The organism is Streptomyces luteireticuli, from assembly GCF_041519305.1.
In the GTDB taxonomy this organism is placed as follows: Bacteria; Actinomycetota; Actinomycetes; order Streptomycetales; family Streptomycetaceae; genus Streptomyces; species Streptomyces luteireticuli.
In genome coordinates, this window is record NZ_CP167927.1 from 4,747,067 (window position 1) to 4,768,649 (window position 21,583).

Here is a 21,583-nt window from a genome sequence, read left to right on the forward strand (position 1 = left end):
CAAGCCTATGTGTCCCCAACGGCCCCAGTAGCGTGCACGGCATGAGACTCGGTGTCCTCGACGTGGGTTCGAATACGGTCCATCTGCTGGTGGTGGACGCGCACCCGGGCGCGCGCCCCCTCCCGGCCCACTCCCACAAGGCCGAACTGCGCCTCGCCGAGCTCCTCGACGGCTCCGGCGGCATCGGCGCGGAGGGCGTCGAGCGCCTGGCCCAGGTGATCCGCGAGGCCCTGGAGGCCGCCGAGGACAAGGGGGTCGAGGAGGTCCTGCCGTTCGCCACCTCCGCCGTCCGCGAGGCGGCCAACGCGGACGCCGTCCTCGCCCGGATCCGCGAGGAGACCGGCGTCGCCCTGCCGGTGCTCAGCGGCGAGGCGGAGGCGCGGCTCACCTTCCTCGCCGTCCGCCGCTGGTTCGGCTGGTCCGCGGGCCGGCTGCTCGTCCTCGACATCGGCGGCGGCTCCCTGGAGATCGCCTACGGCATGGACGAGGACCCCGACATCGCCGCCTCCCTCCCGCTCGGCGCCGGCCGGCTGACCGCGGGCCGGCTGCTGGACGAGCTGCCCGACCCGGAGGACGTCCGCGCCCTGCGGCGCCGCATCCGCACCGAGATCGCCCGGGTGGTCGGCGGCTTCACCCGCGTCGGCTCCCCCGACCGCACGGTCGCCACCTCCAAGACCTTCAAACAGCTCGCCCGCTTCGCCGGCGAGGGCCCGCGCGACCGGCGCACCCTCAGCCGCAAGGCGCTCAACGAGTGGGTCCCCCGGCTCGCCGCCATGACCCCGCAGCAGCGCGCCGCCCTGCCCGGTGTGTCGGCCGGCCGCGCCCCCCAGCTGCTCGCCGGCGCCCTCGTCGCCGAGGCCGCGATGGACCTGTTCGGTGTGGACGAGGCCGAGGTCTGCCCCTGGGCCCTGCGCGAGGGCGTCATCCTGCGGAGGCTGGACCACCTGCCCGCCGCGTGAGGGGCGGTCGTACGCTGTCCCTCGTGACAGAGCCAGTGGTGCGGATCCCGGACGCGAAGGTCGCCCTGTCCACTGCCTCGGTCTACCCCGAGTCCACGGCGACGGCCTTCGAGATCGCCGCCCGGCTGGGGTACGACGGGGTCGAGGTCATGGTGTGGACCGACCCCGTCAGCCAGGACATCGACGCCCTGCGCCGGCTCTCCGACTACCACCGGATCCCCGTCCTGGCCGTCCACGCGCCCTGCTTGCTGATCACCCAGCGCGTCTGGTCCACCGACCCCTGGGTCAAGCTCCAGCGGGCGCGGGCCGCGGCCGAGAAGCTCGGCGCCGGCACCGTCGTCGTCCACCCGCCCTTCCGCTGGCAGCGCTCCTACGCCCGCGACTTCGTCCGCGGGATCTGGCGCATGGCCGACGAGACGGATGTCCGCTTCGCGGTCGAGAACATGTACCCCTGGCGCTACCGCGACCGCGAGCTGCTCGCCTACGCGCCCGACTGGGACGTCACCAAGGACGACTACCGCCACTTCACGGTCGACCTCTCGCACACCGCCACCGCCCGCGCCGAGGCCCTCGACATGGTCGCCCGGATGGGCGACCGCCTCGCCCACGTCCACCTCGCCGACGGCAACGGCTCCAACAAGGACGAGCACCTGGTCCCCGGCCGCGGCAAACAGCCCTGCGCCGAGCTGCTGGAACAGCTCGCCGTCAGCGGCTTCGACGGCCATGTCGTCGTCGAGGTCAACACCCGGCGCGCCATGTCGGCCGCCGAACGCGAGGCCGACCTCGCCGAGGCGCTCGCCTTCACCCGGCTGCACCTCGCCTCCCCGACCGGCGCGGCCCGCCCGTGAGCCCGTCGGAACCGCAGAGTCCGACTCCGCGCCGCCGCGGCCGCCCGCCCCGCGCGGAGGCCGGCGACGGCCCCGGGGCGCGCGAGCGCATCGCGGCCGCCGCCCGGGCCGAGTTCGCCGAGCGGGGCTACGACGGGGCGTCGATCCGCGCCATCGCCAAGGGCGCGGGCGTGGACCCGGCCCTCGTCCACCACTACTTCGGTCCCAAGGAACGGGTCTTCGCCGCCGCCGTCGAGCTGGACTTCGCCCCCGCGCTGGCCGCCCCGGGCGTCCTGCTGGAGGGCGGCCCCCAGGACGTGGGGGAGCGGCTGACCCGCTTCGTCCTCGGCGTCTGGGAGGACCCGGCCACCCGGGAGCAGCTTCGCGCCATCGTCCGCTCGGCCGTCGCCAACGAGGCGGCCGCCGCGGTCTTCCGCGAGCTCGTCACCGAGCGGCTGATGCTGCCCGTCGCCGGCCGGCTCGGCGTTCCCGACGCCCGGCTGCGCGCCGAGCTGGCGGCGGCCCAGCTGGTGGGCGTCGCCATGCTCCGCCATGTGATCAAGGTGGAGCCGCTGGCGTCGGTGGACTTCGAGGACGTGGTGGCCCGGGCGGCCGCCGCGGTGCAGGCGCATCTGACCGGCTGATCCGCCGATCCGCCGGGGTCGTCTCGCATGACGGAAACCCCGTCCGGATCTTGGATCTTGAGCGTAGGCTCGGAAGAACCACCGCATCCCGACCACCGCATCCCGGCATCCCGAGGAGTGGAGCACATGCGCCAGCTGAGGTCCCGCACCGTCACCCACGGCCGCAACATGGCGGGCGCCCGCGCCCTCATGCGGGCCTCCGGTGTAGCGAGCGAGGACATCGGCAAGCCGATCGTGGCCGTCGCCAACTCCTTCACCGAGTTCGTGCCGGGCCACACCCACCTCGCGCCGGTCGGCCGCATCGTCTCCGACGCCATCCGCGCCGCGGGCGCCGTCCCCCGCGAGTTCAACACCATCGCCGTCGACGACGGCATCGCCATGGGCCACGGCGGCATGCTCTACTCGCTGCCCTCCCGCGACCTGATCGCCGACTCCGTCGAGTACATGGTCGAGGCGCACTGCGCCGACGCCCTGATCTGCATCTCCAACTGCGACAAGATCACCCCGGGCATGCTGATGGCCGCGATGCGCCTCAACATCCCGACCGTCTTCGTCTCCGGCGGCCCCATGGAGGCCGGTCAGGCCACCCTCGTCGACGGCACCGTCCGCAAGCTCGACCTCATCAACGCGATCGTCGACGCGGTGAACGAGAACGTCTCCGACGAGGACGTCCTCCGCATCGAGGAGAACGCCTGCCCCACCTGCGGCTCCTGCTCCGGCATGTTCACCGCCAACTCGATGAACTGCCTGACCGAGGCCATCGGCCTCTCCCTGCCCGGCAACGGCTCCACCCTCGCCACCCACACCGCCCGCCGCGCCCTCTACGAGAACGCGGGCCGCACGGTCGTCGAGATCACCAAGCGCCACTACGAGCAGGGCGACGACTCCGTCCTGCCGCGCTCCATCGCCACCCGCGCGGCCTTCGAGAACGCCATGGCCCTCGACATCGCCATGGGCGGCTCCACCAACACGATCCTGCACCTGCTCGCCGCCGCGCAGGAGGCCGAGCTCGACTACGACCTGAAGGACGTCGACGCCGTCTCGCGCCGCGTCCCCTGTCTCGCCAAGGTCGCCCCCAACGTCGCCCCCGGCGGCACGTACTACATGGAGGACGTGCACCGCGCCGGCGGCATCCCCGCCATCCTCGGCGAGCTCCACCGCGCCGGCCTCCTCAACGAGGACGTGCACACCGTGCACTCCGCCTCGCTCGCCGAGTGGCTCAAGTCCTGGGACGTGCGCGGTGGTTCGCCGTCCCCCGAGGCCGTCGAGCTCTTCCACGCCGCGCCCGGCTGCCGGCGCTCGGCGAGCGCCTTCTCGCAGTCCGAGCGCTGGGAGAGCCTGGACGTGGACGCGGCCGGGGGCTGCATCCGCTCCGTCGAGCACGCGTACTCCAAGGACGGCGGCCTGGCCGTCCTCCGGGGCAACCTCGCCGTCGACGGCTGTGTCGTGAAGACGGCCGGCGTCGACGAGTCGATCTGGACCTTCGAGGGCCCGGCCGTCGTCTGCGAGTCCCAGGACGAGGCCGTCGACAAGATCCTCCGGAAGGAGATCGAGGAGGGCGACGTCGTCGTCATCCGCTACGAGGGCCCGCGCGGCGGCCCCGGCATGCAGGAGATGCTCTACCCCACCTCGTTCCTCAAGGGCCGCGGCCTGGGCAAGGCGTGCGCCCTGGTGACGGACGGCCGCTTCTCCGGCGGCACTTCGGGCCTCTCGATCGGCCACGCGTCGCCGGAGGCGGCGTCCGGCGGCACGATCGCGCTGGTGCGGGACGGGGACCGGATCCGTATCGACATCCCGGCGCGCTCGATCGAACTCCTCGTTCCGGAGGAGGAGTTGACGTCCCGCCGGGCCGCTCTGAACGGCGTCTACGCCCCCGCGGACCGGGACCGCAAGGTCTCGGCGGCGCTGCGGGCGTACGCGGCGATGGCGACGAGCGCGGACAAGGGAGCGGTGCGGGATGTGACCCGGCTGGGGTGAGGTTCCCCGCGGGCTTCCCCGCAAGTTTCCCTGCGAGCGACCGGGGGTGCCCCCTCCGGGGAGCGCGCGGCGTGCTGCTGCGGGAACGGCGGAAGGGCGGGGCGGGGCCGGCTCACCGCCAGTGCGCGGCATCCCGCGCGCCCACCCCGAACACCGTCCCGTCCGGCGCCGACCCGAACACCCTCCCCCGGGCCACCACCGGCGCCGGCACCTCCCCCGCGAACCCCCGGTCCGGCCCCGTCGGCCGCGCCCGCGTCTGGCCGAGCAGCGACCCGCGCTCCGCGTCCACCGCTGTCAACCGGCCGTCCGCAGCCGAGAAGTACACCCGCCGCCGGTCCGTCACCGGCGCCGACGCGTTGGACACCGAGGTCTCCAGCGTCCACAGCCGCTGCCCCCGCTCCGTGTCCACGGCCGTGAGCCCGCCGTCCCCGGCCAGCAGATAGACCGCGTCGCCGCGGGCCACCGCACTCGCCGTGTACAGCGGCACCTTCAACAGAACCCGGCGTTCCCGCCGGGCCGCCGGGTCGTAGCGGACGACGGCGGTCACCCGGTTGTCCCGGTCGGTCGCGGTCAGGTGCAGCCCCCCGTCCGCCCGGGCGCCCACCGCCCGCAGGCTGCCGTCCGCCGTCCACTGCCAGAGCACGCGCCCGGAGGGCGGATCGACGGCCGCCACCCGCGTGTGCCGGTCGTCCGGCGCCGGCTCGACCGCGTAGACGGGCCCGGTGCCGTACGAGGCGTAGGAGGAGAGGACAGGGGAACGGAACCCGGGGATCCGGTGCTGCCAGCGCTCCTGGCCGGTCCGCGCGTCCAGCGCGGTCACGCTGCCGTCCCGGGCGGTCAGCAGGAGCGTGTCGCCCGCGGGGACGACCTGCGCCAGATACCCCGACATGTCCCGGGCCCGGAGCTGCCGGCCCGAGGCGGCGTCGAGGGCCAGCAGCTCGCGGCCGTCCGCCGACAGGACGTGCACCAGCCCGCCGCCGACGACGGGCGCGTCCGGCGGCCCGGGACTGCCCGACCGGACCGGCGACGCCGCGCGCCGCCAGACGGCCTTGCCGTCGTCGGCGTCGACGCGGGCGGCGAGCAGCCCGGGCGCCGAGCAGAAGAGGCCGCCCTCGGCGTAGGAGCAGCGGCCCGCCCTGTCCTTGCCGAGGGACGCCTGCCAGGGATGCCACGCCGCCCCCGAGGACGCGGAGGAGGCCCGCGTCTGCAGCGGCTCGCTCCCGGAACCGGCCCGGTTCACCGCCCAGCCGGCGCCCACACCCAGCGCCACCACGACGAGCGTGCCGACGGCGAACCACGAGGTGCGCCGCCACCGGGGACGCGGGGCGGACGGTTCGAAGGGCGCGGACCGGGAGTGCGTCACGGGGGTGTCCGCCCGGCGCGGCCGCCGGTCCGGGAGATCCGGGAGATACGGACGGGTCGGCGGCGCGTCCACCGCGGACGAGACGTCCGGCAGCCGTGGCACGGTGGGCCGCTCGTGCTCCTCCAGCGCCGGCAGCCGGGACATGATCGAGTCCGGCGTCGGCCGGTCCGCCGGTTCCTTGGCCAGGCAGTCCCGCAGCAGCGGCACCAGATCGGCGGGCACCCCCGTCAGCTCCGGCTCGTCGTGCACCACCTGGTACGCGACCAGGTACGGACTGTCGGACTCGAAGGGCCCGCTCCCCGTGGCCGCGTGGACCAGCAGCGACGCCAGCGCGAACACGTCCGCCGCCGGCCCGACCTCGCGCGGCCGCTGGAACTGCTCGGGCGCCATGAACGGCGGGGTGCCGACCAGCTTCCCCGTCTCGGTCCGCAACTCGCTGTCGTACGGGCGGGAGATGCCGAAGTCGATGACCTTCGGACCGTCCCCGGCGAGCAGGACGTTGCTGGGCTTGAGGTCCCGGTGCACGACCCCGGCGCGGTGGATGTCGCGCAGCGCCTCCGCCAGCCCCGCGGCCAGCCGCCGCACCGCGTCCGGGCCGAGGGGGCCGTGCTCCTTGATGTACGAGGCGAGGGTGGGGCCCGCGATGCACAGCGTGGCCATCCATGGGCGTTCGCAGTCCGGGTCGGCGTCCACCACCGGCGCGGTGAACGCCCCGCTCACCCGCCGGGCGGCCGCCACCTCCTGCCGGAACCGCGCCCTGAACTCCGGATCCGCCGCGTACTCGGCGTGCACCACCTTGACCGCGAGGCGCAGCCCCGACGGCGAGTGCGCCAGGTGCACGACGCCCATGCCGCCCGAGCCGAGACGCCCTTCCAGGCGGTACCGACCCGCGTACTCGGGATCCTCGGCTCCCAGCCCGCTCCCGGTGTCGCGCAGCGGCGGCATTCCCCACCCCCGTTGTCCTCTCGGCCGCATAGGCGGCGTGCGGAGCCTAGTCGATGGGGCGCCGGATCCCCGGGAGGGCGTGCCGGGCCTTGCTAGCCTGCGCATGTCATTCAGCCGTCAACAACAGTCTGCTGACGGTCGTTCAGGGACGGTCGTTCAGGGACGGGGGAGAACGCTCCATGACCAACGAAGAGATTCCCGAGGGGTCCGGCGCGGTCGCCGCTCCGGAAGGCGCCGCGCTCCGGGCCGTCGACCTCGCCTCGTACGCCATCGCCCCCGGCTACCAGGTGAACGTGCGCCGCGGCCCCAGCACCAGCAGCGCGCTGGTCAAGGTCCTGCCGAAGGGCTCCCGGGTGCAGATCCGCTGCCAGACCCGGGGCGAGAGCGTCTCCGGCCCCTGCGGCACGACGGACATCTGGGACAACATCGGACCGGGGCAGTACATCTCCGACTCCTATGTGAAGACGGGCAGCGGCGGCTTCGTGGCGGGCAGCTGCTCCTGATAATCGGCACATGAGTGCAGAGCGCCGTCCCCCGGCCCCGGAGCCCATCCGTTTCTTCGGTACGACCTGGGTCGAGCACGGCGGCGGCTACGCCCTGCGCCGCGCCGGCGTGGCCGTGGGCGGCCTGGCGGCCGCGGTGGCCGGCGCCCTCCTCCTGCGCCTCGGCTACGAGGGCCTGGCCATCGCCAAGGTCGGCGGCCTGGTGAACGTGCTCGTCGTCGGGGCGGTGACCATCTGTACGGCGCTGGCCTTCCGCCGCACCTGGGAGGGCTTCGTCCGGCGCCCCGACCCGGGGCGGGACGAGAGCGCGGAGCGGTCGGCGCCGGGACTGATGGCCATCGGATTCGTCGGTGTCCTCCTCGCCTGGTCGCTGCGCGCGCTCCAGGAGGCGCCGGGGGAGGGGCTGCACCGGCGGGAGTACGAAGGGGGTGGGCGTGAGCACCCCTGAACCTCGTGTAGAGTTCTTCGAGTTGCCACGGCGTCCGCGAGGAAGCCGGGGCGGCGTTTCACGCCAGCTCGGCGGGATCCACTACTGCACGGCCCCTGAACGGGATGAATTTCGGCATGCCGGAATTCGGTTCCGGACTCCGATTAGGAGTCGCCGGGGAAATCCGCTAAAGTAGTGATCACGCCGGGACGCGAAAGCGGAAGGCGGGAAACAAACCCCCTCCAACGGGGACTGGAAATGGATTCCGAGCCGGAAACGGAACGGAAAACGGATCTGGTAAGGTTGGAAACACCGAAGGGAAGCGCCCGGAGGAAAGCCGAGACAGAGTCTCGGTGAGTACGAAGGAAGCGTCCGTTCCTTGAGAACTCAACAGCGTGCCAAAAGTCAACGCCAGACTATAAAACAACCCCGTCCCGGCTGGTTTTGCCGGTTGGGATGAGGTTCCTTTGAAAAACACAGCGAGGACGCTGTGAACGGCCGGGCTTATTCCGCCTGGCTGTTCCGCTCTCGTGATGTGTGCACCGGATTACCGGTAAACATTCACGGAGAGTTTGATCCTGGCTCAGGACGAACGCTGGCGGCGTGCTTAACACATGCAAGTCGAACGATGAAGCCGCTTCGGTGGTGGATTAGTGGCGAACGGGTGAGTAACACGTGGGCAATCTGCCCTGCACTCTGGGACAAGCCCTGGAAACGGGGTCTAATACCGGATACGACCGCTGACCGCATGGTTGGTGGTGGAAAGCTCCGGCGGTGCAGGATGAGCCCGCGGCCTATCAGCTTGTTGGTGGGGTGATGGCCTACCAAGGCGACGACGGGTAGCCGGCCTGAGAGGGCGACCGGCCACACTGGGACTGAGACACGGCCCAGACTCCTACGGGAGGCAGCAGTGGGGAATATTGCACAATGGGCGAAAGCCTGATGCAGCGACGCCGCGTGAGGGATGACGGCCTTCGGGTTGTAAACCTCTTTCAGCAGGGAAGAAGCGAAAGTGACGGTACCTGCAGAAGAAGCGCCGGCTAACTACGTGCCAGCAGCCGCGGTAATACGTAGGGCGCAAGCGTTGTCCGGAATTATTGGGCGTAAAGAGCTCGTAGGCGGCTTGTCGCGTCGGATGTGAAAGCCCGGGGCTTAACCCCGGGTCTGCATTCGATACGGGCAGGCTAGAGTTCGGTAGGGGAGATCGGAATTCCTGGTGTAGCGGTGAAATGCGCAGATATCAGGAGGAACACCGGTGGCGAAGGCGGATCTCTGGGCCGATACTGACGCTGAGGAGCGAAAGCGTGGGGAGCGAACAGGATTAGATACCCTGGTAGTCCACGCCGTAAACGTTGGGCACTAGGTGTGGGCGACATTCCACGTCGTCCGTGCCGCAGCTAACGCATTAAGTGCCCCGCCTGGGGAGTACGGCCGCAAGGCTAAAACTCAAAGGAATTGACGGGGGCCCGCACAAGCAGCGGAGCATGTGGCTTAATTCGACGCAACGCGAAGAACCTTACCAAGGCTTGACATACACCGGAAACGGCCAGAGATGGTCGCCCCCTTGTGGTCGGTGTACAGGTGGTGCATGGCTGTCGTCAGCTCGTGTCGTGAGATGTTGGGTTAAGTCCCGCAACGAGCGCAACCCTTGTTCTGTGTTGCCAGCATGCCTTTCGGGGTGATGGGGACTCACAGGAGACTGCCGGGGTCAACTCGGAGGAAGGTGGGGACGACGTCAAGTCATCATGCCCCTTATGTCTTGGGCTGCACACGTGCTACAATGGCCGGTACAATGAGCTGCGATGCCGTGAGGTGGAGCGAATCTCAAAAAGCCGGTCTCAGTTCGGATTGGGGTCTGCAACTCGACCCCATGAAGTTGGAGTTGCTAGTAATCGCAGATCAGCATTGCTGCGGTGAATACGTTCCCGGGCCTTGTACACACCGCCCGTCACGTCACGAAAGTCGGTAACACCCGAAGCCGGTGGCCCAACCCTTGTGGAGGGAGCCGTCGAAGGTGGGACTGGCGATTGGGACGAAGTCGTAACAAGGTAGCCGTACCGGAAGGTGCGGCTGGATCACCTCCTTTCTAAGGAGCACATAGCCGACTGCAGACAAACGTTCTGCACGGTTGCTCATGGGTGGAACGTTGACTATTCGGCACTTTCCGGAAGGGATCATTAGTACTGCTTCGGCGTGGAACGTGAGTCCTGGGTGGAGAGTGTCGGGCACGCTGTTGGGTGTCTGAGGGTACGGCCGAGAGGCTGTTCCTTCTGCCGGCCCCGGTGTAGGTCTGCTTCGGCAGGTTGTGACGGGTGGCTGGTCGTTGTTTGAGAACTGCACAGTGGACGCGAGCATCTGTGGCCAAGTTTTTAAGGGCGCACGGTGGATGCCTTGGCACCAGGAACCGATGAAGGACGTGGGAGGCCGCGATAGGCCCCGGGGAGCTGTCAACCGAGCTGTGATCCGGGGGTGTCCGAATGGGGAAACCCGGCAGTCGTCATGGGCTGTCACCCGCTGCTGAACACATAGGCAGTGTGGAGGGAACGCGGGGAAGTGAAACATCTCAGTACCCGCAGGAAGAGAAAACAACCGTGATTCCGGGAGTAGTGGCGAGCGAAACTGGATGAGGCCAAACCTACGGCGTGTGATACCCGGCAGGGGTTGCGTCGTGGGGGTTGTGGGATCTCTCTTCAACAGTCTGCCGGCTGTTGGACGAGTCAGAAACCGTTGATGTAGGCGAAGGACATGCGAAAGGTCCGGCGTAGAGGGTAAGACCCCCGTAGCTGAAACATTAGCGGCTCGTTTGAGAGACACCCAAGTAGCACGGGGCCCGAGAAATCCCGTGTGAATCTGGCGGGACCACCCGTTAAGCCTAAATATTCCCTGGTGACCGATAGCGGATAGTACCGTGAGGGAATGGTGAAAAGTACCGCGGGAGCGGAGTGAAATAGTACCTGAAACCGTGTGCCTACAAGCCGTGGGAGCGTCGCATCGAGTGCTTGCACTCGGTGTCGTGACTGCGTGCCTTTTGAAGAATGAGCCTGCGAGTTTGCGGTGTGTTGCGAGGTTAACCCGTGTGGGGAAGCCGTAGCGAAAGCGAGTCCGAATAGGGCGACCCAGTAGCGCGCCCAAGACCCGAAGCGGAGTGATCTAGCCATGGGCAGGTTGAAGCGGAGGTAAGACTTCGTGGAGGACCGAACCCACCAGGGTTGAAAACCTGGGGGATGACCTGTGGTTAGGGGTGAAAGGCCAATCAAACTCCGTGATAGCTGGTTCTCCCCGAAATGCATTTAGGTGCAGCGTCGTGTGTTTCTTGCCGGAGGTAGAGCACTGGATAGGCGATGGGCCCTACCGGGTTACTGACCTTAGCCAAACTCCGAATGCCGGTAAGTGAGAGCGCGGCAGTGAGACTGTGGGGGATAAGCTCCATGGTCGAGAGGGAAACAGCCCAGAGCATCGACTAAGGCCCCTAAGCGTACGCTAAGTGGGAAAGGATGTGGAGTCGCAGAGACAACCAGGAGGTTGGCTTAGAAGCAGCCACCCTTGAAAGAGTGCGTAATAGCTCACTGGTCAAGTGATTCCGCGCCGACAATGTAGCGGGGCTCAAGCGTACCGCCGAAGTCGTGTCATTCATACAACAGCCCTAACGGGTGTGTGGATGGGTAGGGGAGCGTCGTGTGCCGGGTGAAGCAGCCGCGGAAGCGAGTTGTGGACGGTTCACGAGTGAGAATGCAGGCATGAGTAGCGATACACACGTGGGAAACGTGTGCGCCGATTGACTAAGGGTTCCTGGGTCAAGCTGATCTGCCCAGGGTAAGTCGGGACCTAAGGCGAGGCCGACAGGCGTAGTCGATGGACAACCGGTTGATATTCCGGTACCCGCTTTGAAACGCCCAATATCGAATCAGGCGATGCTAAGTCCGTGAAGCCGTCCTGGATCCTTCGGGTGAAGGGAAGTGGTGGAGCCGACGGACCAGACTTGTAGTAGGTAAGCGATGGGGTGACGCAGGAAGGTAGTCCAGCCCGGGCGGTGGTTGTCCCGGGGTAAGGGTGTAGGCCGTGTGGTAGGCAAATCCGTCACACGTTAAGGCTGAGACCTGATGCCGAGCCGATTGTGGTGAAGTGGATGATCCTATGCTGTCGAGAAAAGCCTCTAGCGAGTTTCATGGCGGCCCGTACCCTAAACCGACTCAGGTGGTCAGGTAGAGAATACCGAGGCGTTCGGGTGAACTATGGTTAAGGAACTCGGCAAAATGCCCCCGTAACTTCGGGAGAAGGGGGGCCATGTCCGGTGATGAGTCTTGCACTCTGAGCTGGGTGTGGCCGCAGAGACCAGCGAGAAGCGACTGTTTACTAAAAACACAGGTCCGTGCGAAGCCGTAAGGCGATGTATACGGACTGACGCCTGCCCGGTGCTGGAACGTTAAGGGGACCGGTTAGCTCCATTTCGGTGGGGCGAAGCTGAGAACTTAAGCGCCAGTAAACGGCGGTGGTAACTATAACCATCCTAAGGTAGCGAAATTCCTTGTCGGGTAAGTTCCGACCTGCACGAATGGCGTAACGACTTCTCGACTGTCTCAACCATAGGCCCGGTGAAATTGCACTACGAGTAAAGATGCTCGTTTCGCGCAGCAGGACGGAAAGACCCCGGGACCTTTACTATAGCTTGATATTGGTGTTCGGTTCGGCTTGTGTAGGATAGGTGGGAGACTGTGAAGCATGCACGCCAGTGTGTGTGGAGTCGTCGTTGAAATACCACTCTGGTCGTGCTGGATGTCTAACCTGGGTCCGTGATCCGGATCAGGGACAGTGTCTGGTGGGTAGTTTAACTGGGGCGGTTGCCTCCTAAAGGGTAACGGAGGCGCCCAAAGGTTCCCTCAGCCTGGTTGGCAATCAGGTGTTGAGTGTAAGTGCACAAGGGAGCTTGACTGTGAGACCGACGGGTCGAGCAGGGACGAAAGTCGGGACTAGTGATCCGGCGGTGGCTTGTGGAAGCGCCGTCGCTCAACGGATAAAAGGTACCCCGGGGATAACAGGCTGATCTTCCCCAAGAGTCCATATCGACGGGATGGTTTGGCACCTCGATGTCGGCTCGTCGCATCCTGGGGCTGGAGTCGGTCCCAAGGGTTGGGCTGTTCGCCCATTAAAGCGGTACGCGAGCTGGGTTTAGAACGTCGTGAGACAGTTCGGTCCCTATCCGCTGTGCGCGTAGGAGTCTTGAGAAGGGCTGTCCCTAGTACGAGAGGACCGGGACGGACGAACCTCTGGTGTGCCAGTTGTTCTGCCAAGGGCATGGCTGGTTGGCTACGTTCGGGAGGGATAACCGCTGAAAGCATCTAAGCGGGAAGCCTGCTTCGAGATGAGGACTCCCACCCACTTGATGGGGTAAGGCTCCCAGTAGACGACTGGGTTGATAGGCCAGATATGGAAGCCGGGTAACCGGTGGAGTTGACTGGTACTAATAGGCCGAGGGCTTGTCCTCAGTTGCTCGCGTCCACTGTGTTGGTTCTGAAACCACGAACAACCATTGCCGGTTGTTGATATGTTTCGTAGTGTTTCGGTGGTCATAGCGTTAGGGAAACGCCCGGTTACATTCCGAACCCGGAAGCTAAGCCTTTCAGCGCCGATGGTACTGCATGGGGGACCGTGTGGGAGAGTAGGACGCCGCCGAACTAAATTTGATAAAGCCTCGGGTCCGAGTCGGAGAAATCTGATTCGGACCCGAGGCTTTTTTGCGTTGAGGGGTCATGCCGACCTGGCCAGCTCCTCCTGCCGTACTTCCCCCAACAGCCGCTCCCCGCGTACCAGTCGCCCGATCTCGTCCACCGCGAATTCCCCCAGGCGTCGGATCTCGCTGCCCTGAGCGCCGGCTATGTGCGGTGTGACGAGGACGTTCGGCAGTGAGAGCAAGGGGTGTCCGGGCGGGAGTGGTTCGGGGTCCGTGACGTCGAGGAAGGCGTCCAGCCGGCCCGTGGCACACTCCTGGATCAGGGCGTCCGTGTCGATGAGGGAACCCCGGGCCGTGTTGATGACCGTCCCGCCGGCCGGGATCAGGGCCAGGTGCTGAGCGTCCAGGAGGTGTCGGGTTTCCGGGAGCTGAGGGGCGTGGAGTGTGACGATCGTGCTCTTTGTGCACAGGGTGTGGATGTCCACGAGCTCGGCGCCCATGTGGGCCGCCTCGACGGCGGAGACGTACGGGTCGTGGAGCAGTAGCCGGTAGCCGCTGTCGGCGGCTCGGAGCCTGGCCGTCACGCGGCGGCCGATGCGTGACGCGCCCACTACTCCTACGGCGGTTCCGTCCGTACCTCGGCGTGCGGCGAAGCCGGGCCAGCCCGAACGGCCCGCGCTCAGCGCTTTCTTGGCGGCGAGCAGGATGAGGGCTGTGGTGAAGTCGGCTACGGGGCGGGCGTTGATGTCGGCGGCTGAGGAGACGAGGATTCCTCGTTGCCAGACGGAGGGTGTCACGAGTCCTTTCACCGAGCCGGCTGCGTGCACCACCGCTTTGAGTCGTGGTGCGCGGTCCAGTACGGACTCGTTGAGGTGCAGGGCGTGGCCCCAGCCTGTGAGCAGGATGTCTGCTCGGGGTAGTGAGTCCGTGAATTCGGTCAATGTCCGGAGGCGGGTGCGGAGTTCGGGGGGGAGTACGGCTGGGGTTGTGTCGGAGCCTATGTCCAGGAAGACGTGGGGTGGGGCCGTCACGTTCGGAGGGTGCCCGGGAGGGTGGGGGTGAAACGGGTTGGTTTTGCCCCTGGCCCGCCCTTTCACCGTTTCTTCCGGGGCAAGCCCCGGGGCCCGCACCGCGGCTTCGCCGCGGTAGGGCGGGGGCTGCGCCCCCTGCACCCCTGCTTCGGGGCTCCGCCCCGGACCCCATATCGCGGCTCCGCCGCTCGTCCTCAAACGCCGGACGGGCTGGATCGGCGCGCCATTTCAGCCCGTCCGGCGTTTGAGGACAGCGCCCGCAGGGCGCTTCAGGGGGCCAGGGGGCGCAGCCCCCGGTGGGGCGCAGGGGCGAAGCCCCGCCCACCCGCACGGAGCGCGGGACCCCGCGCGCGGCAGCGCGCAGCGGGGTGGCGCAGGGGCGGTAGCCCCTGCGGGAAACGGTGAAAGGGCGGGGCGGGGAGTAACAATCCCCTCACCGACACAGCGCACTGCGCGGCCACCGCGACCGCGCCTGCTCCTCCGAGCGCATCAGCGCCAGCGTCGGCAGGCCCAACTCCTCCCCGCCCGCCACCAGTTCCGGCAGCGTCGGCAGTGGGGCGACCGCGGCGACGTCGTCCAGCACCAGCGTCAGTGGTGGGTCGAGCCGACCGGAAGGTGACCGTTCGGCCACGCCCCGGCCGCGCTCGACCACGTTCGCGGCGAGTGCGGTGAGCAGCGGCATCGCACCCGGGCGGGTGCGGGGATCCTCAATCGCCTCACCCACCACGTACAGCGTTCCCCCCTCGGACACGAATGATTCCAACGCGAGCGCATCGGCCCGGTTTGGGCTGCAGGCATCGCGAATGTGGACGGACGAGAGGCAGTTGAGGGCGCGGGAGGTCAACTTCCGTGCCATGTCGTGGCGTTCCGGATGTCCGGTCAGGGCCGACTCCAGCTCGCCCGCCGCGCCGCCCGCCGCTTTGGGGTTCGTCCGCAGGATCCGTACGGCCTCGTGCGCGGAGCCGCCCTGTGCCCAGCGGTGCACCTGCCGGAAGGGGCGGCCGTCCACCGCCGCCGCGTGCAGCCAGCAGCGCAGCAGCGTCTCCGCGGTCTCGGCCGTGAGGGAGTCGAGGGTGCTGGGCGGGCGGACGGGGGCAAGGAGCGCGGTGGCCCGTGCGGCGGCGGTGTCCCGGGATTCGCAGCCCGTCGCCGGGTTCCAGCGGAAGCGGTCCGGGGTGTCGAGCAGATGGCCCGGGTCGAAGGTCCGGACCGGGCCGAGCTTGGCGCGTGCGTCCTTCGTCTCGGCCCACAGTCCCGGGTCGCTGGTGATGACCAGGACGGGTCCGGAGGCGTCCAGGACGGCCCGGGCGGCAAGGGCACGGCGGTCGGTCCGGTAGACGACGCGTTCGAGGGGAGAAGGGGCCGGGGGAGGAGTGGGGGCGGTCGGCTCGGGGGCGGGGGGAGGCGGAGAGGGAGAGGGAAGGGGAGTCGTGCGCTCGGCGGCCGACGGTTGTGGGGGGACCGCGGGGACGGATCCCGGTCGTGTCCGTCCCCTCCGCCACCGCCCCACCGTCCCTATCAGGAACACCGCCAGCACCGTCGTCACCAGCGCCTCGCTGATCGCCACGCCCCAGAACAGCCCGTACCCGGACAGCTGTTCCCGGGGGGTGTCCGGCCAGGCGGTCGACAGGTCGCGGGGGTCGGACATCAGACGGCGCATGGCCTGCGGGGTGTGCATCAGGCTCACGCCCTCCGGCCAGTCGCCGGTGGTGAAGAAGCCGGACAGCCCGGTGGCCGTCCAGGCCAGCAGCGTCACCCCCAGCAGGAGCGCGATGGCGCCGACCAGCAGGCCGTCCGGGACGCCGCCGCCCGGGGTGCGTTGCCCCTCGGCCATGGTCAGGCCACCGTCGAGCGGGAGTCCGGGTACCGTTCCATCGCCGCGGCGGCCCGTTCCGCCACCGCCGCCTCCAGCTCGCGGTCGGAGGCGCCTTCCTCGGTCATGGCGCGGTCGGTGTAGACCAGCGGCCGTTCCGCATCCGTGATCAGGTGTTTGACCACTTGGACGTTGCCGTTGACGTCCCAGACGGCGATGCCGGGTGTGAGCGTGGGGATGATCTCCACGGCCCAGCGCGGCAGGCCGAGGACCCGGCCCGTGGCGCGTGCCTCGTCCGCCTTCTGGGCGTAAATGGTGCGGGTGGAGGCCATCTTGAGGATGGCGGCCGCCTCCTTGGCCGCCGCGCCGTCCACGACGTCGGAGAGGTGGTGCACCACCGCGACGAACGAAAGTCCCAGTCGGCGGCCGAACTTGAGGAGGCGCTGGAAGAGCTGTGCCACGAACGGGGAGTTGATGATGTGCCAGGCCTCCTCGACGAGGAAGATCCGCTTCTTGCGGTCCGGCCGGATCCAGGTGTGCTCCAGCCAGACCCCGACGATCGCCATGAGGATGGGCATGGCGATCGAGTTGCGGTCGATGTGGGAGAGGTCGAAGACGATCAGCGGGGCGTCGAGGTCGATGCCGGCCGTCGTCGGGCCGTCGAACATGCCGCGCAGGTCGCCGTCGACGAGCCGGTCGAGGACCAGCGCCACGTCCAGGCCCCAGGCCCGTACGTCGTCTATGTCGACGTTCATGGACTCCGCCGACTCGGCCTCGGGATGGCGCAGTTGCTCCACGATGTCGGAGAGGATGGGCTGCCGGTCCGGGCTCGTGTCGTCGGAGATGCCCTGGGTCACGGCGGCGTGGGCGACCTTGAGCGCGAAGCCGGAACGTTCGTCCAGGCCCCGGCCCATCGCCACCTCGATGATCGTGCGCAGCAGGGCGAGCTGGCCGGTCGTGGTGATCGACGGGTCGAGCGGGTTGAGGCGGATGCCGCCGTCGAGGGCGGCCATGGGGTCCAACCGGATGGGGGTTATGCCCAGTTGCTGGGCGATGAGGTTCCACTCGCCGACGCCGTCCTCGCCCTGGGCGTCCAGGACGACCACCTGGCGGTCGCGGAACCGCAGCTGGCGCAGGACGTACGTCTTCTCCAGGGCGGACTTGCCGTTGCCCGACTCGCCGAGCACCAGCCAGTGGGGCGCGGGGAGTTGCTGGCCGTAGAGCTGGAAGGGGTCGTAGATGTAGCCCTTGCCGGAGTACACCTCCCGCCCGATGATCACGCCGGAGTCCCCGAGGCCGGGCGCGGCCGTGGGGAGGTAGACGGCCTGGGCCTGCCCGGTGGACGTGCGGACGGGCAGCCGCGTCGTCTCCACCTTCCCGAAGAGGAAGCTGGTGAAGGCGTTGGTGAGGGAGGTGAGCGGATCGAGCACGGCGGTCGCCCCTAACAGGCCCTGGAACTGGCGTCGTCTGGCGTCATCGGGGTCATCGGCGTCATCGGCGGGGTCATCAGCGTCGTCCGGCCCCGTCTAGCGTCGGATGCCGGTCGCGAACGGCAGCGTGTTGACGAAGGCCCGGTGGTGCTCGCGGTCGCACCACTCCAGCTTGAGGTAGCTCTTGCCGGCCGACGCTCTTATGGTCCGCTTGTCACGGGCCAGTTCCTCCGGGGAGCGGGAGGAGACGGTGATGTAGCCGACGAGGTTGACGCCCGCCGCGCCGCTGGCCAGATCCTCGCCGCGCTGGTCGACGCGGGAGTGGTGGGCGACGTCGCGCGGGTCCACGACGCGGTTCATCTTGGCGGCGCGGGAGGCGTCGGCGTCGTCGTTGGTCTTCTCCGTGAGCATCCGCTCGATGGCGACGTCCGTGGGTTCGAGGTCCATGCAGACGGCGACCGTGCGGATCACGTCCGGGGTGTGGACGAGCAGCGGGGCGAGGAAGTTGACGCCCACCGGGGTCATCGGCCACTCCTTGACCCATGCGGTGGCGTGGCACCAGGGCTCGCGGGTCGACGACTCACGGGTCTTCGCCTGGAGGTACGTGGGCTGCACGGCGTCCAGTTCGGCGGGCCAGGCGTTGCGTTCGGTCATGGCCTGGATGTGGTCGATGGGGTGGTCCGGGTCGTACATCGAGTGCACCAGGGAGGAGAGCCGGCTCTGGCCGAGCGGCTGGCGGACCCGGATGTCGGCCTCGGCGAGGCGGGCGCAGATGTCCGTGAGCTCGCGGGCCATCACGACGGCCAGCCCGCCGTCGCGGTCCAGCTTGCGGCGGCCGCCGCCGTGCCGGGAGGCGCGGGCGATGGCCTGGGCCTCGGCGGCCAGTTCGCGGGTGTAGTGCATGCACGCGACGAGGTAGGCGCGGTGCTGCTCGGAGGAGGTGGAGACCATCGACTGCAGCTGGTCGTAGGAGTCCTTGAGCCACTGCGGCGACTTGTCGTCCCCGCGCCGCTCGACGTCCTTGGCGTGCGCGTCGGGGTCGGCGGGCAGTGTACGGGCCAGCATCTGGAGGCGGGTGACGTAACCGTCGCCGTTGGCCACGTGCTTGAGCAGCGTGCCGAACCGCTCGACGAGCGCCTCCTGGTCCTCGGAGTCGCGCAGTCCGACGCCCGGGCCCTCGATCTCGATCGCGGCGGTGACGGTGCGCCGGTCCGCGTGCAGCAGGACGGCGATCTCGTCGGGGCCGAAGGGCGCCGACAGCCAGTTGATCCGGCCGATGCCGGGCGGCGGGCCGATCTCGATCTCCCGGCCGTCGGCGCGGGTGCCGGCCTCGACGGCGCCGGAGCGGTAGGCCGGGGAGCGCCGCACGGTGCGCTTGTAGCTGCGGTTGATCTCGAACCACTTGTAGAACGTGCGCTGTTTGTACGGGACGTACACGGCGGCGAGGGCGAGGGCGGGGAAGCCGGTGAGGGTGAGGATCCTCAGGGGCAGGATCGGCACGAGCAGGCCGCACATCATGCCGAGGAACGCACCCGCGATGATCAGCCCGATCTCGCCGGTCTCCCGGTTCTTGCCGACGACCGCGTTGGGGCGGGCGCGGCCGATCAGGTACGTACGGCGGGCCGCGATCGGCTGGGACTGGGCCTCGATCGTCAACTCCGCTCACCTCCAGAGGTTTTGCCGTTGTTCTGTGCGCGGGGCGCGGAGGAGCCGGGTGCGTTTCCGCTGCCGCCTCCTGTGGCGCCGGGGGTTCCGGTGGGTGAGCGGCGGGCGCTGTGGGCGGCGACGCCGCCGGAGAGCGGGTTCGCCGGGCGGGCCGCCTGGCCGGCCTGGGCGGCCTGGGAGCCGCCGCGGGCACTGTGCGTGTTGATGCCCTGCTTGACCAGCGTGGCGGGAGAGGAGATCACGGCGGCTGCCTGGCGGGACGCGGCGTCCTTGCTGGCGTTGCGGCTGCTGATGATCTCGTCGCCGAAGCCCGGGACGAAGCGGTAGATCATCGCGCTGGCGAAGATGGCGAGGATGATGATCGCGAGGCCGGAGACGACGGCGGAGAGGGCGTTCGGGCCCTGACCGGAGGAGAGCGCCCCGGCGAGCGTCAGCACGATCACGATGATCGGCTTGACGAGGATCACCGCGATCATGATCCCCGCCCAGCGGCGGACGTGGCCCCACATGTTCTTGTCGACGAGCCCCGAGTAGACGGCCGTGCCGAGCAGGGCCCCCACGTAGAGCAGGGCGGCGCGGATCACCAGCTCCAGCCAGAGGACGCCGGCGGCGAGCACGGAGACGAGGGAGACGACGATCAGCATGATCGGGCCGCCACCGATGCCGTCGCCCTTCTTGAGGGCGTCGGCGAACCCGCCGAAGAACTGGTCGTTGTTCTCACCGGTGCCCGCGGCGATCACATCGGTCACCGCGTCCGTGGCCTGGACGACGGTGTAGAGGATCAGCGGCGTGAACGCGGAGGCGAGCACGGTCAGCCAGAGAAACCCGACGGCCTCGGTGATCGCCTCCGTGAACGGCACCCCGCGCACGGCCCGCTTGGCGACGGCCAGCAGCCACAGGACGAGGGTGAGGATGGTGGAGGCGGCGAAGACGACGGCGTACTGGCGGAGGAAGGTGCCGTTGGTGAAGTCGACGTTGCTGGTGTTGCGGACGGCGCCGGAGAGCTTCTGGATGATCCAGGTGGCGGCCTCGGCACAGCCCTTGGCGAGGGCAGCGGCGGGGTCGAGGGCGGCGGTGGGGTCGGGGGGTGTTTTGGAGGTGGAGTGGCCCGACTGGCAGTAGTCGCGGGCGGGGCCGACGATGAGGTCGCAGTTGTCCTTGGTGGGGACCGACCCCGGGCTGGGGGCACCGGTCGCGCCGGGGGACGGAGTGGCTCCAGGGGATGGAGTTGCACCGGGGGACGGAGTGGTAGTGGGCGTGGGGGTGGGCGCCGCGAAGGCACGGGCGCTCAGGAGAACGAGACTCGTCTGGATGCCCGTCAGCACGGCGGCGAGCGCGGCGCCACGGCGGGGCTTACCGGGCATAAGTGAACCCTCCGTACTGCTCGACTGCCTTCGAGATGTCCTCGGCCGAGGAGGCGGCCCGATCGCTGTTGACCGGTGCCGGACCGTTCTTCTGGGAGAAGCCCTCTGCCTTCCAATCCCCGTTGGTCCAGCGGAGTTTGATCGTCATCGTGAACCAGTCGTTGGCGACCGGGGTCGTCGAACCGACTCCTGCGGTACCGAAGGCGCCCGTGCACCAGACGTCCACGGAAGCGGAGGTGTCGCTGTACTCGGTGGCCTTGGCGCCTACGGGCACGGTGCGCGAGACGTAGGTCTTGCCCTTGCCGGCCTCCCCGTTCTCGTTCAGGCCGAGCTTGGACAGGAAGTCCTTCGAGTAGGCGCCGTCCAGTTTGGTCTGGAACTCGGGCGCCTTTTCGGAGGTGAAGACCTGGGGGACGATCTCGTGCCGACGGCTCGGCTTGAGGATGTCGGCCGACACCAGAATCGTCGCGAAATTCGCCGCAGCCGACTGCGCCCCCTGCTCCGTACGGGCGAACCCGGACGGAATCCCCCCGTTCTTCCCCTCCACCGGCTTCACGCCCGACGGCGCCGTCGCCCCGCCGGCCCCCTGGGCCGTCTCCTTCCCGCCGTCGCCTGACGTACCGTCACCCCCGCCCCGGTTCGCGAACGCGATCGCCGCGACCAGCAGCACGACCACCGCCACGACCATGATGAGGTTCCGGCTCGGCCGGACGCCGCCGCGCCGCGACGGCGCGTACGGATCCGAAATCTCCCCCTCCGGCAGCCGCGTACGCGTCAAATGGCGGTCGTCGGTCTCGTAGCCGCCGTCGTCACCGGGACTCATCGCGTGCCTGCTTCCTCATGCGTCGTCGCGGGCCTGCCGCCATGAGACGACGGTAGCGGTGCGCGCGGTTTCCCGGGGGAGTGCGTGAGGGAGTGAGGGGGCATCAGGAAGCAGCCTCGGGTGGGGGGCTCGGACGGACCGGTG

General features: G+C 68.6%; 13 protein-coding genes and 3 rRNA genes. 9 read left to right on the top strand and 7 right to left on the bottom strand.

Annotated features, from left to right (window positions below; translation table 11 throughout):
- Positions 1-41: 41 nt before the first annotated feature.
- The 4 genes from AB8735_RS21230 (at position 42) to ilvD (ending at position 4,407) form a co-directional block, all read left to right on the top strand.
- Positions 42-959 carry a Ppx/GppA phosphatase family protein gene (locus AB8735_RS21230; RefSeq protein ID WP_344025700.1) on the top strand — a complete coding sequence of 306 codons (918 nt, stop codon included), beginning with the start codon at positions 42-44 and terminating at the stop codon, positions 957-959.
- A 35-nt stretch (positions 960-994) separates the two neighbouring features.
- Positions 995-1,807 (top strand): sugar phosphate isomerase/epimerase, encoded by an 813-nt coding sequence (locus AB8735_RS21235; protein WP_344025704.1) that lies wholly within the window; start codon positions 995-997, stop codon positions 1,805-1,807.
- Positions 1,804-2,430: a TetR family transcriptional regulator gene (locus tag AB8735_RS21240; RefSeq protein WP_372408795.1), complete on the top strand. Its 627-nt coding sequence runs from the start codon at positions 1,804-1,806 to the stop codon at positions 2,428-2,430. Before AB8735_RS21235 ends, AB8735_RS21240 begins: the two co-directional genes overlap by 4 nt.
- A 126-nt stretch (positions 2,431-2,556) precedes the next feature.
- Positions 2,557-4,407, top strand: coding sequence for a dihydroxy-acid dehydratase (gene ilvD / locus AB8735_RS21245; protein WP_372408796.1), 1,851 nt, complete (start codon positions 2,557-2,559; stop codon positions 4,405-4,407).
- A gap of 112 nt (positions 4,408-4,519) precedes the next feature.
- Here ilvD and AB8735_RS21250 read toward each other — a convergent pair whose 3' ends face one another.
- Positions 4,520-6,715 carry a PQQ-binding-like beta-propeller repeat protein gene (locus tag AB8735_RS21250; protein WP_372408797.1) on the bottom strand — a complete coding sequence of 732 codons (2,196 nt, stop codon included), beginning with the start codon at positions 6,713-6,715 and terminating at the stop codon, positions 4,520-4,522.
- A 179-nt stretch (positions 6,716-6,894) separates the two neighbouring features.
- Between AB8735_RS21250 and AB8735_RS21255 the strand changes: the two genes are divergently transcribed.
- The 5 genes from AB8735_RS21255 to rrf all read left to right on the top strand — a co-directional run bounded on the left by AB8735_RS21255 (position 6,895) and on the right by rrf (position 13,318).
- Positions 6,895-7,218, top strand: coding sequence for an SH3 domain-containing protein (locus AB8735_RS21255; protein ID WP_344025692.1), 324 nt, complete (start codon positions 6,895-6,897; stop codon positions 7,216-7,218).
- Positions 7,219-7,228: 10 nt separating this feature from the next.
- Entirely contained in the window at positions 7,229-7,666 is a 438-nt protein-coding gene (locus tag AB8735_RS21260) for an EamA/RhaT family transporter (protein ID WP_372408798.1), read from the top strand.
- Positions 7,667-8,205: 539 nt separating this feature from the next.
- Positions 8,206-9,731, top strand: a 16S ribosomal RNA gene (locus AB8735_RS21265).
- Positions 9,732-10,004: 273 nt separating this feature from the next.
- Positions 10,005-13,127, top strand: a 23S ribosomal RNA gene (locus AB8735_RS21270).
- Positions 13,128-13,201: 74 nt separating this feature from the next.
- Positions 13,202-13,318: ribosomal RNA gene (rrf, locus tag AB8735_RS21275) — 5S ribosomal RNA — on the top strand.
- Together the 16S, 23S and 5S rRNA genes form the textbook arrangement of a ribosomal RNA operon.
- Before the next feature lie 72 nt (positions 13,319-13,390).
- Here the strand turns inward: rrf and AB8735_RS21280 are convergent.
- The 6 genes from AB8735_RS21280 to AB8735_RS21305 form a co-directional block, all read right to left on the bottom strand.
- Positions 13,391-14,485 carry a hydroxyacid dehydrogenase gene (locus AB8735_RS21280; RefSeq protein ID WP_372408799.1) on the bottom strand — a complete coding sequence of 365 codons (1,095 nt, stop codon included), beginning with the start codon at positions 14,483-14,485 and terminating at the stop codon, positions 13,391-13,393.
- Positions 14,486-14,777: 292 nt separating this feature from the next.
- Positions 14,778-16,178, bottom strand: a complete 1,401-nt coding sequence (locus AB8735_RS21285) for a type VI secretion protein (protein ID WP_372408800.1) — start codon at positions 16,176-16,178, stop codon at positions 14,778-14,780.
- Positions 16,179-16,180: 2 nt separating this feature from the next.
- Entirely contained in the window at positions 16,181-17,587 is a 1,407-nt protein-coding gene (locus AB8735_RS21290; protein WP_344026164.1) for an ATP-binding protein, read from the bottom strand.
- A gap of 96 nt (positions 17,588-17,683) precedes the next feature.
- Positions 17,684-19,237: an SCO6880 family protein gene (locus tag AB8735_RS21295; protein WP_344026191.1), complete on the bottom strand. Its 1,554-nt coding sequence runs from the start codon at positions 19,235-19,237 to the stop codon at positions 17,684-17,686.
- Between the two features lie 2 nt (positions 19,238-19,239).
- Positions 19,240-20,616 carry a hypothetical protein gene (locus tag AB8735_RS21300; protein WP_372408801.1) on the bottom strand — a complete coding sequence of 459 codons (1,377 nt, stop codon included), beginning with the start codon at positions 20,614-20,616 and terminating at the stop codon, positions 19,240-19,242.
- Complete coding sequence (locus AB8735_RS21305) at positions 20,606-21,439, bottom strand: hypothetical protein (protein ID WP_372408802.1); 834 nt, start codon at positions 21,437-21,439, stop codon at positions 20,606-20,608. Before AB8735_RS21305 ends, AB8735_RS21300 begins: the two co-directional genes overlap by 11 nt.
- Between the last annotated feature and the right edge of the window lie 144 nt (positions 21,440-21,583).

Excerpts from the sequence above, each read along its gene's own strand:
- AB8735_RS21230 (WP_344025700.1), top strand. The coding sequence starts at position 42 with ATGAGACTCGGTGTCCTCGACGTGGGTTCGAATACGGTCCATCTGCTG.
- ilvD (WP_372408796.1), top strand. The coding sequence starts at position 2,557 with ATGCGCCAGCTGAGGTCCCGCACCGTCACCCACGGCCGCAACATGGCG.
- AB8735_RS21250 (WP_372408797.1), bottom strand. The coding sequence starts at position 6,715 with ATGCCGCCGCTGCGCGACACCGGGAGCGGGCTGGGAGCCGAGGATCCC.
- AB8735_RS21255 (WP_344025692.1), top strand. The coding sequence starts at position 6,895 with ATGACCAACGAAGAGATTCCCGAGGGGTCCGGCGCGGTCGCCGCTCCG.
- AB8735_RS21260 (WP_372408798.1), top strand. The coding sequence starts at position 7,229 with ATGAGTGCAGAGCGCCGTCCCCCGGCCCCGGAGCCCATCCGTTTCTTC.
- AB8735_RS21285 (WP_372408800.1), bottom strand. The coding sequence starts at position 16,178 with ATGGCCGAGGGGCAACGCACCCCGGGCGGCGGCGTCCCGGACGGCCTG.
- AB8735_RS21300 (WP_372408801.1), bottom strand. The coding sequence starts at position 20,616 with ATGCCCGGTAAGCCCCGCCGTGGCGCCGCGCTCGCCGCCGTGCTGACG.
- AB8735_RS21305 (WP_372408802.1), bottom strand. The coding sequence starts at position 21,439 with ATGAGTCCCGGTGACGACGGCGGCTACGAGACCGACGACCGCCATTTG.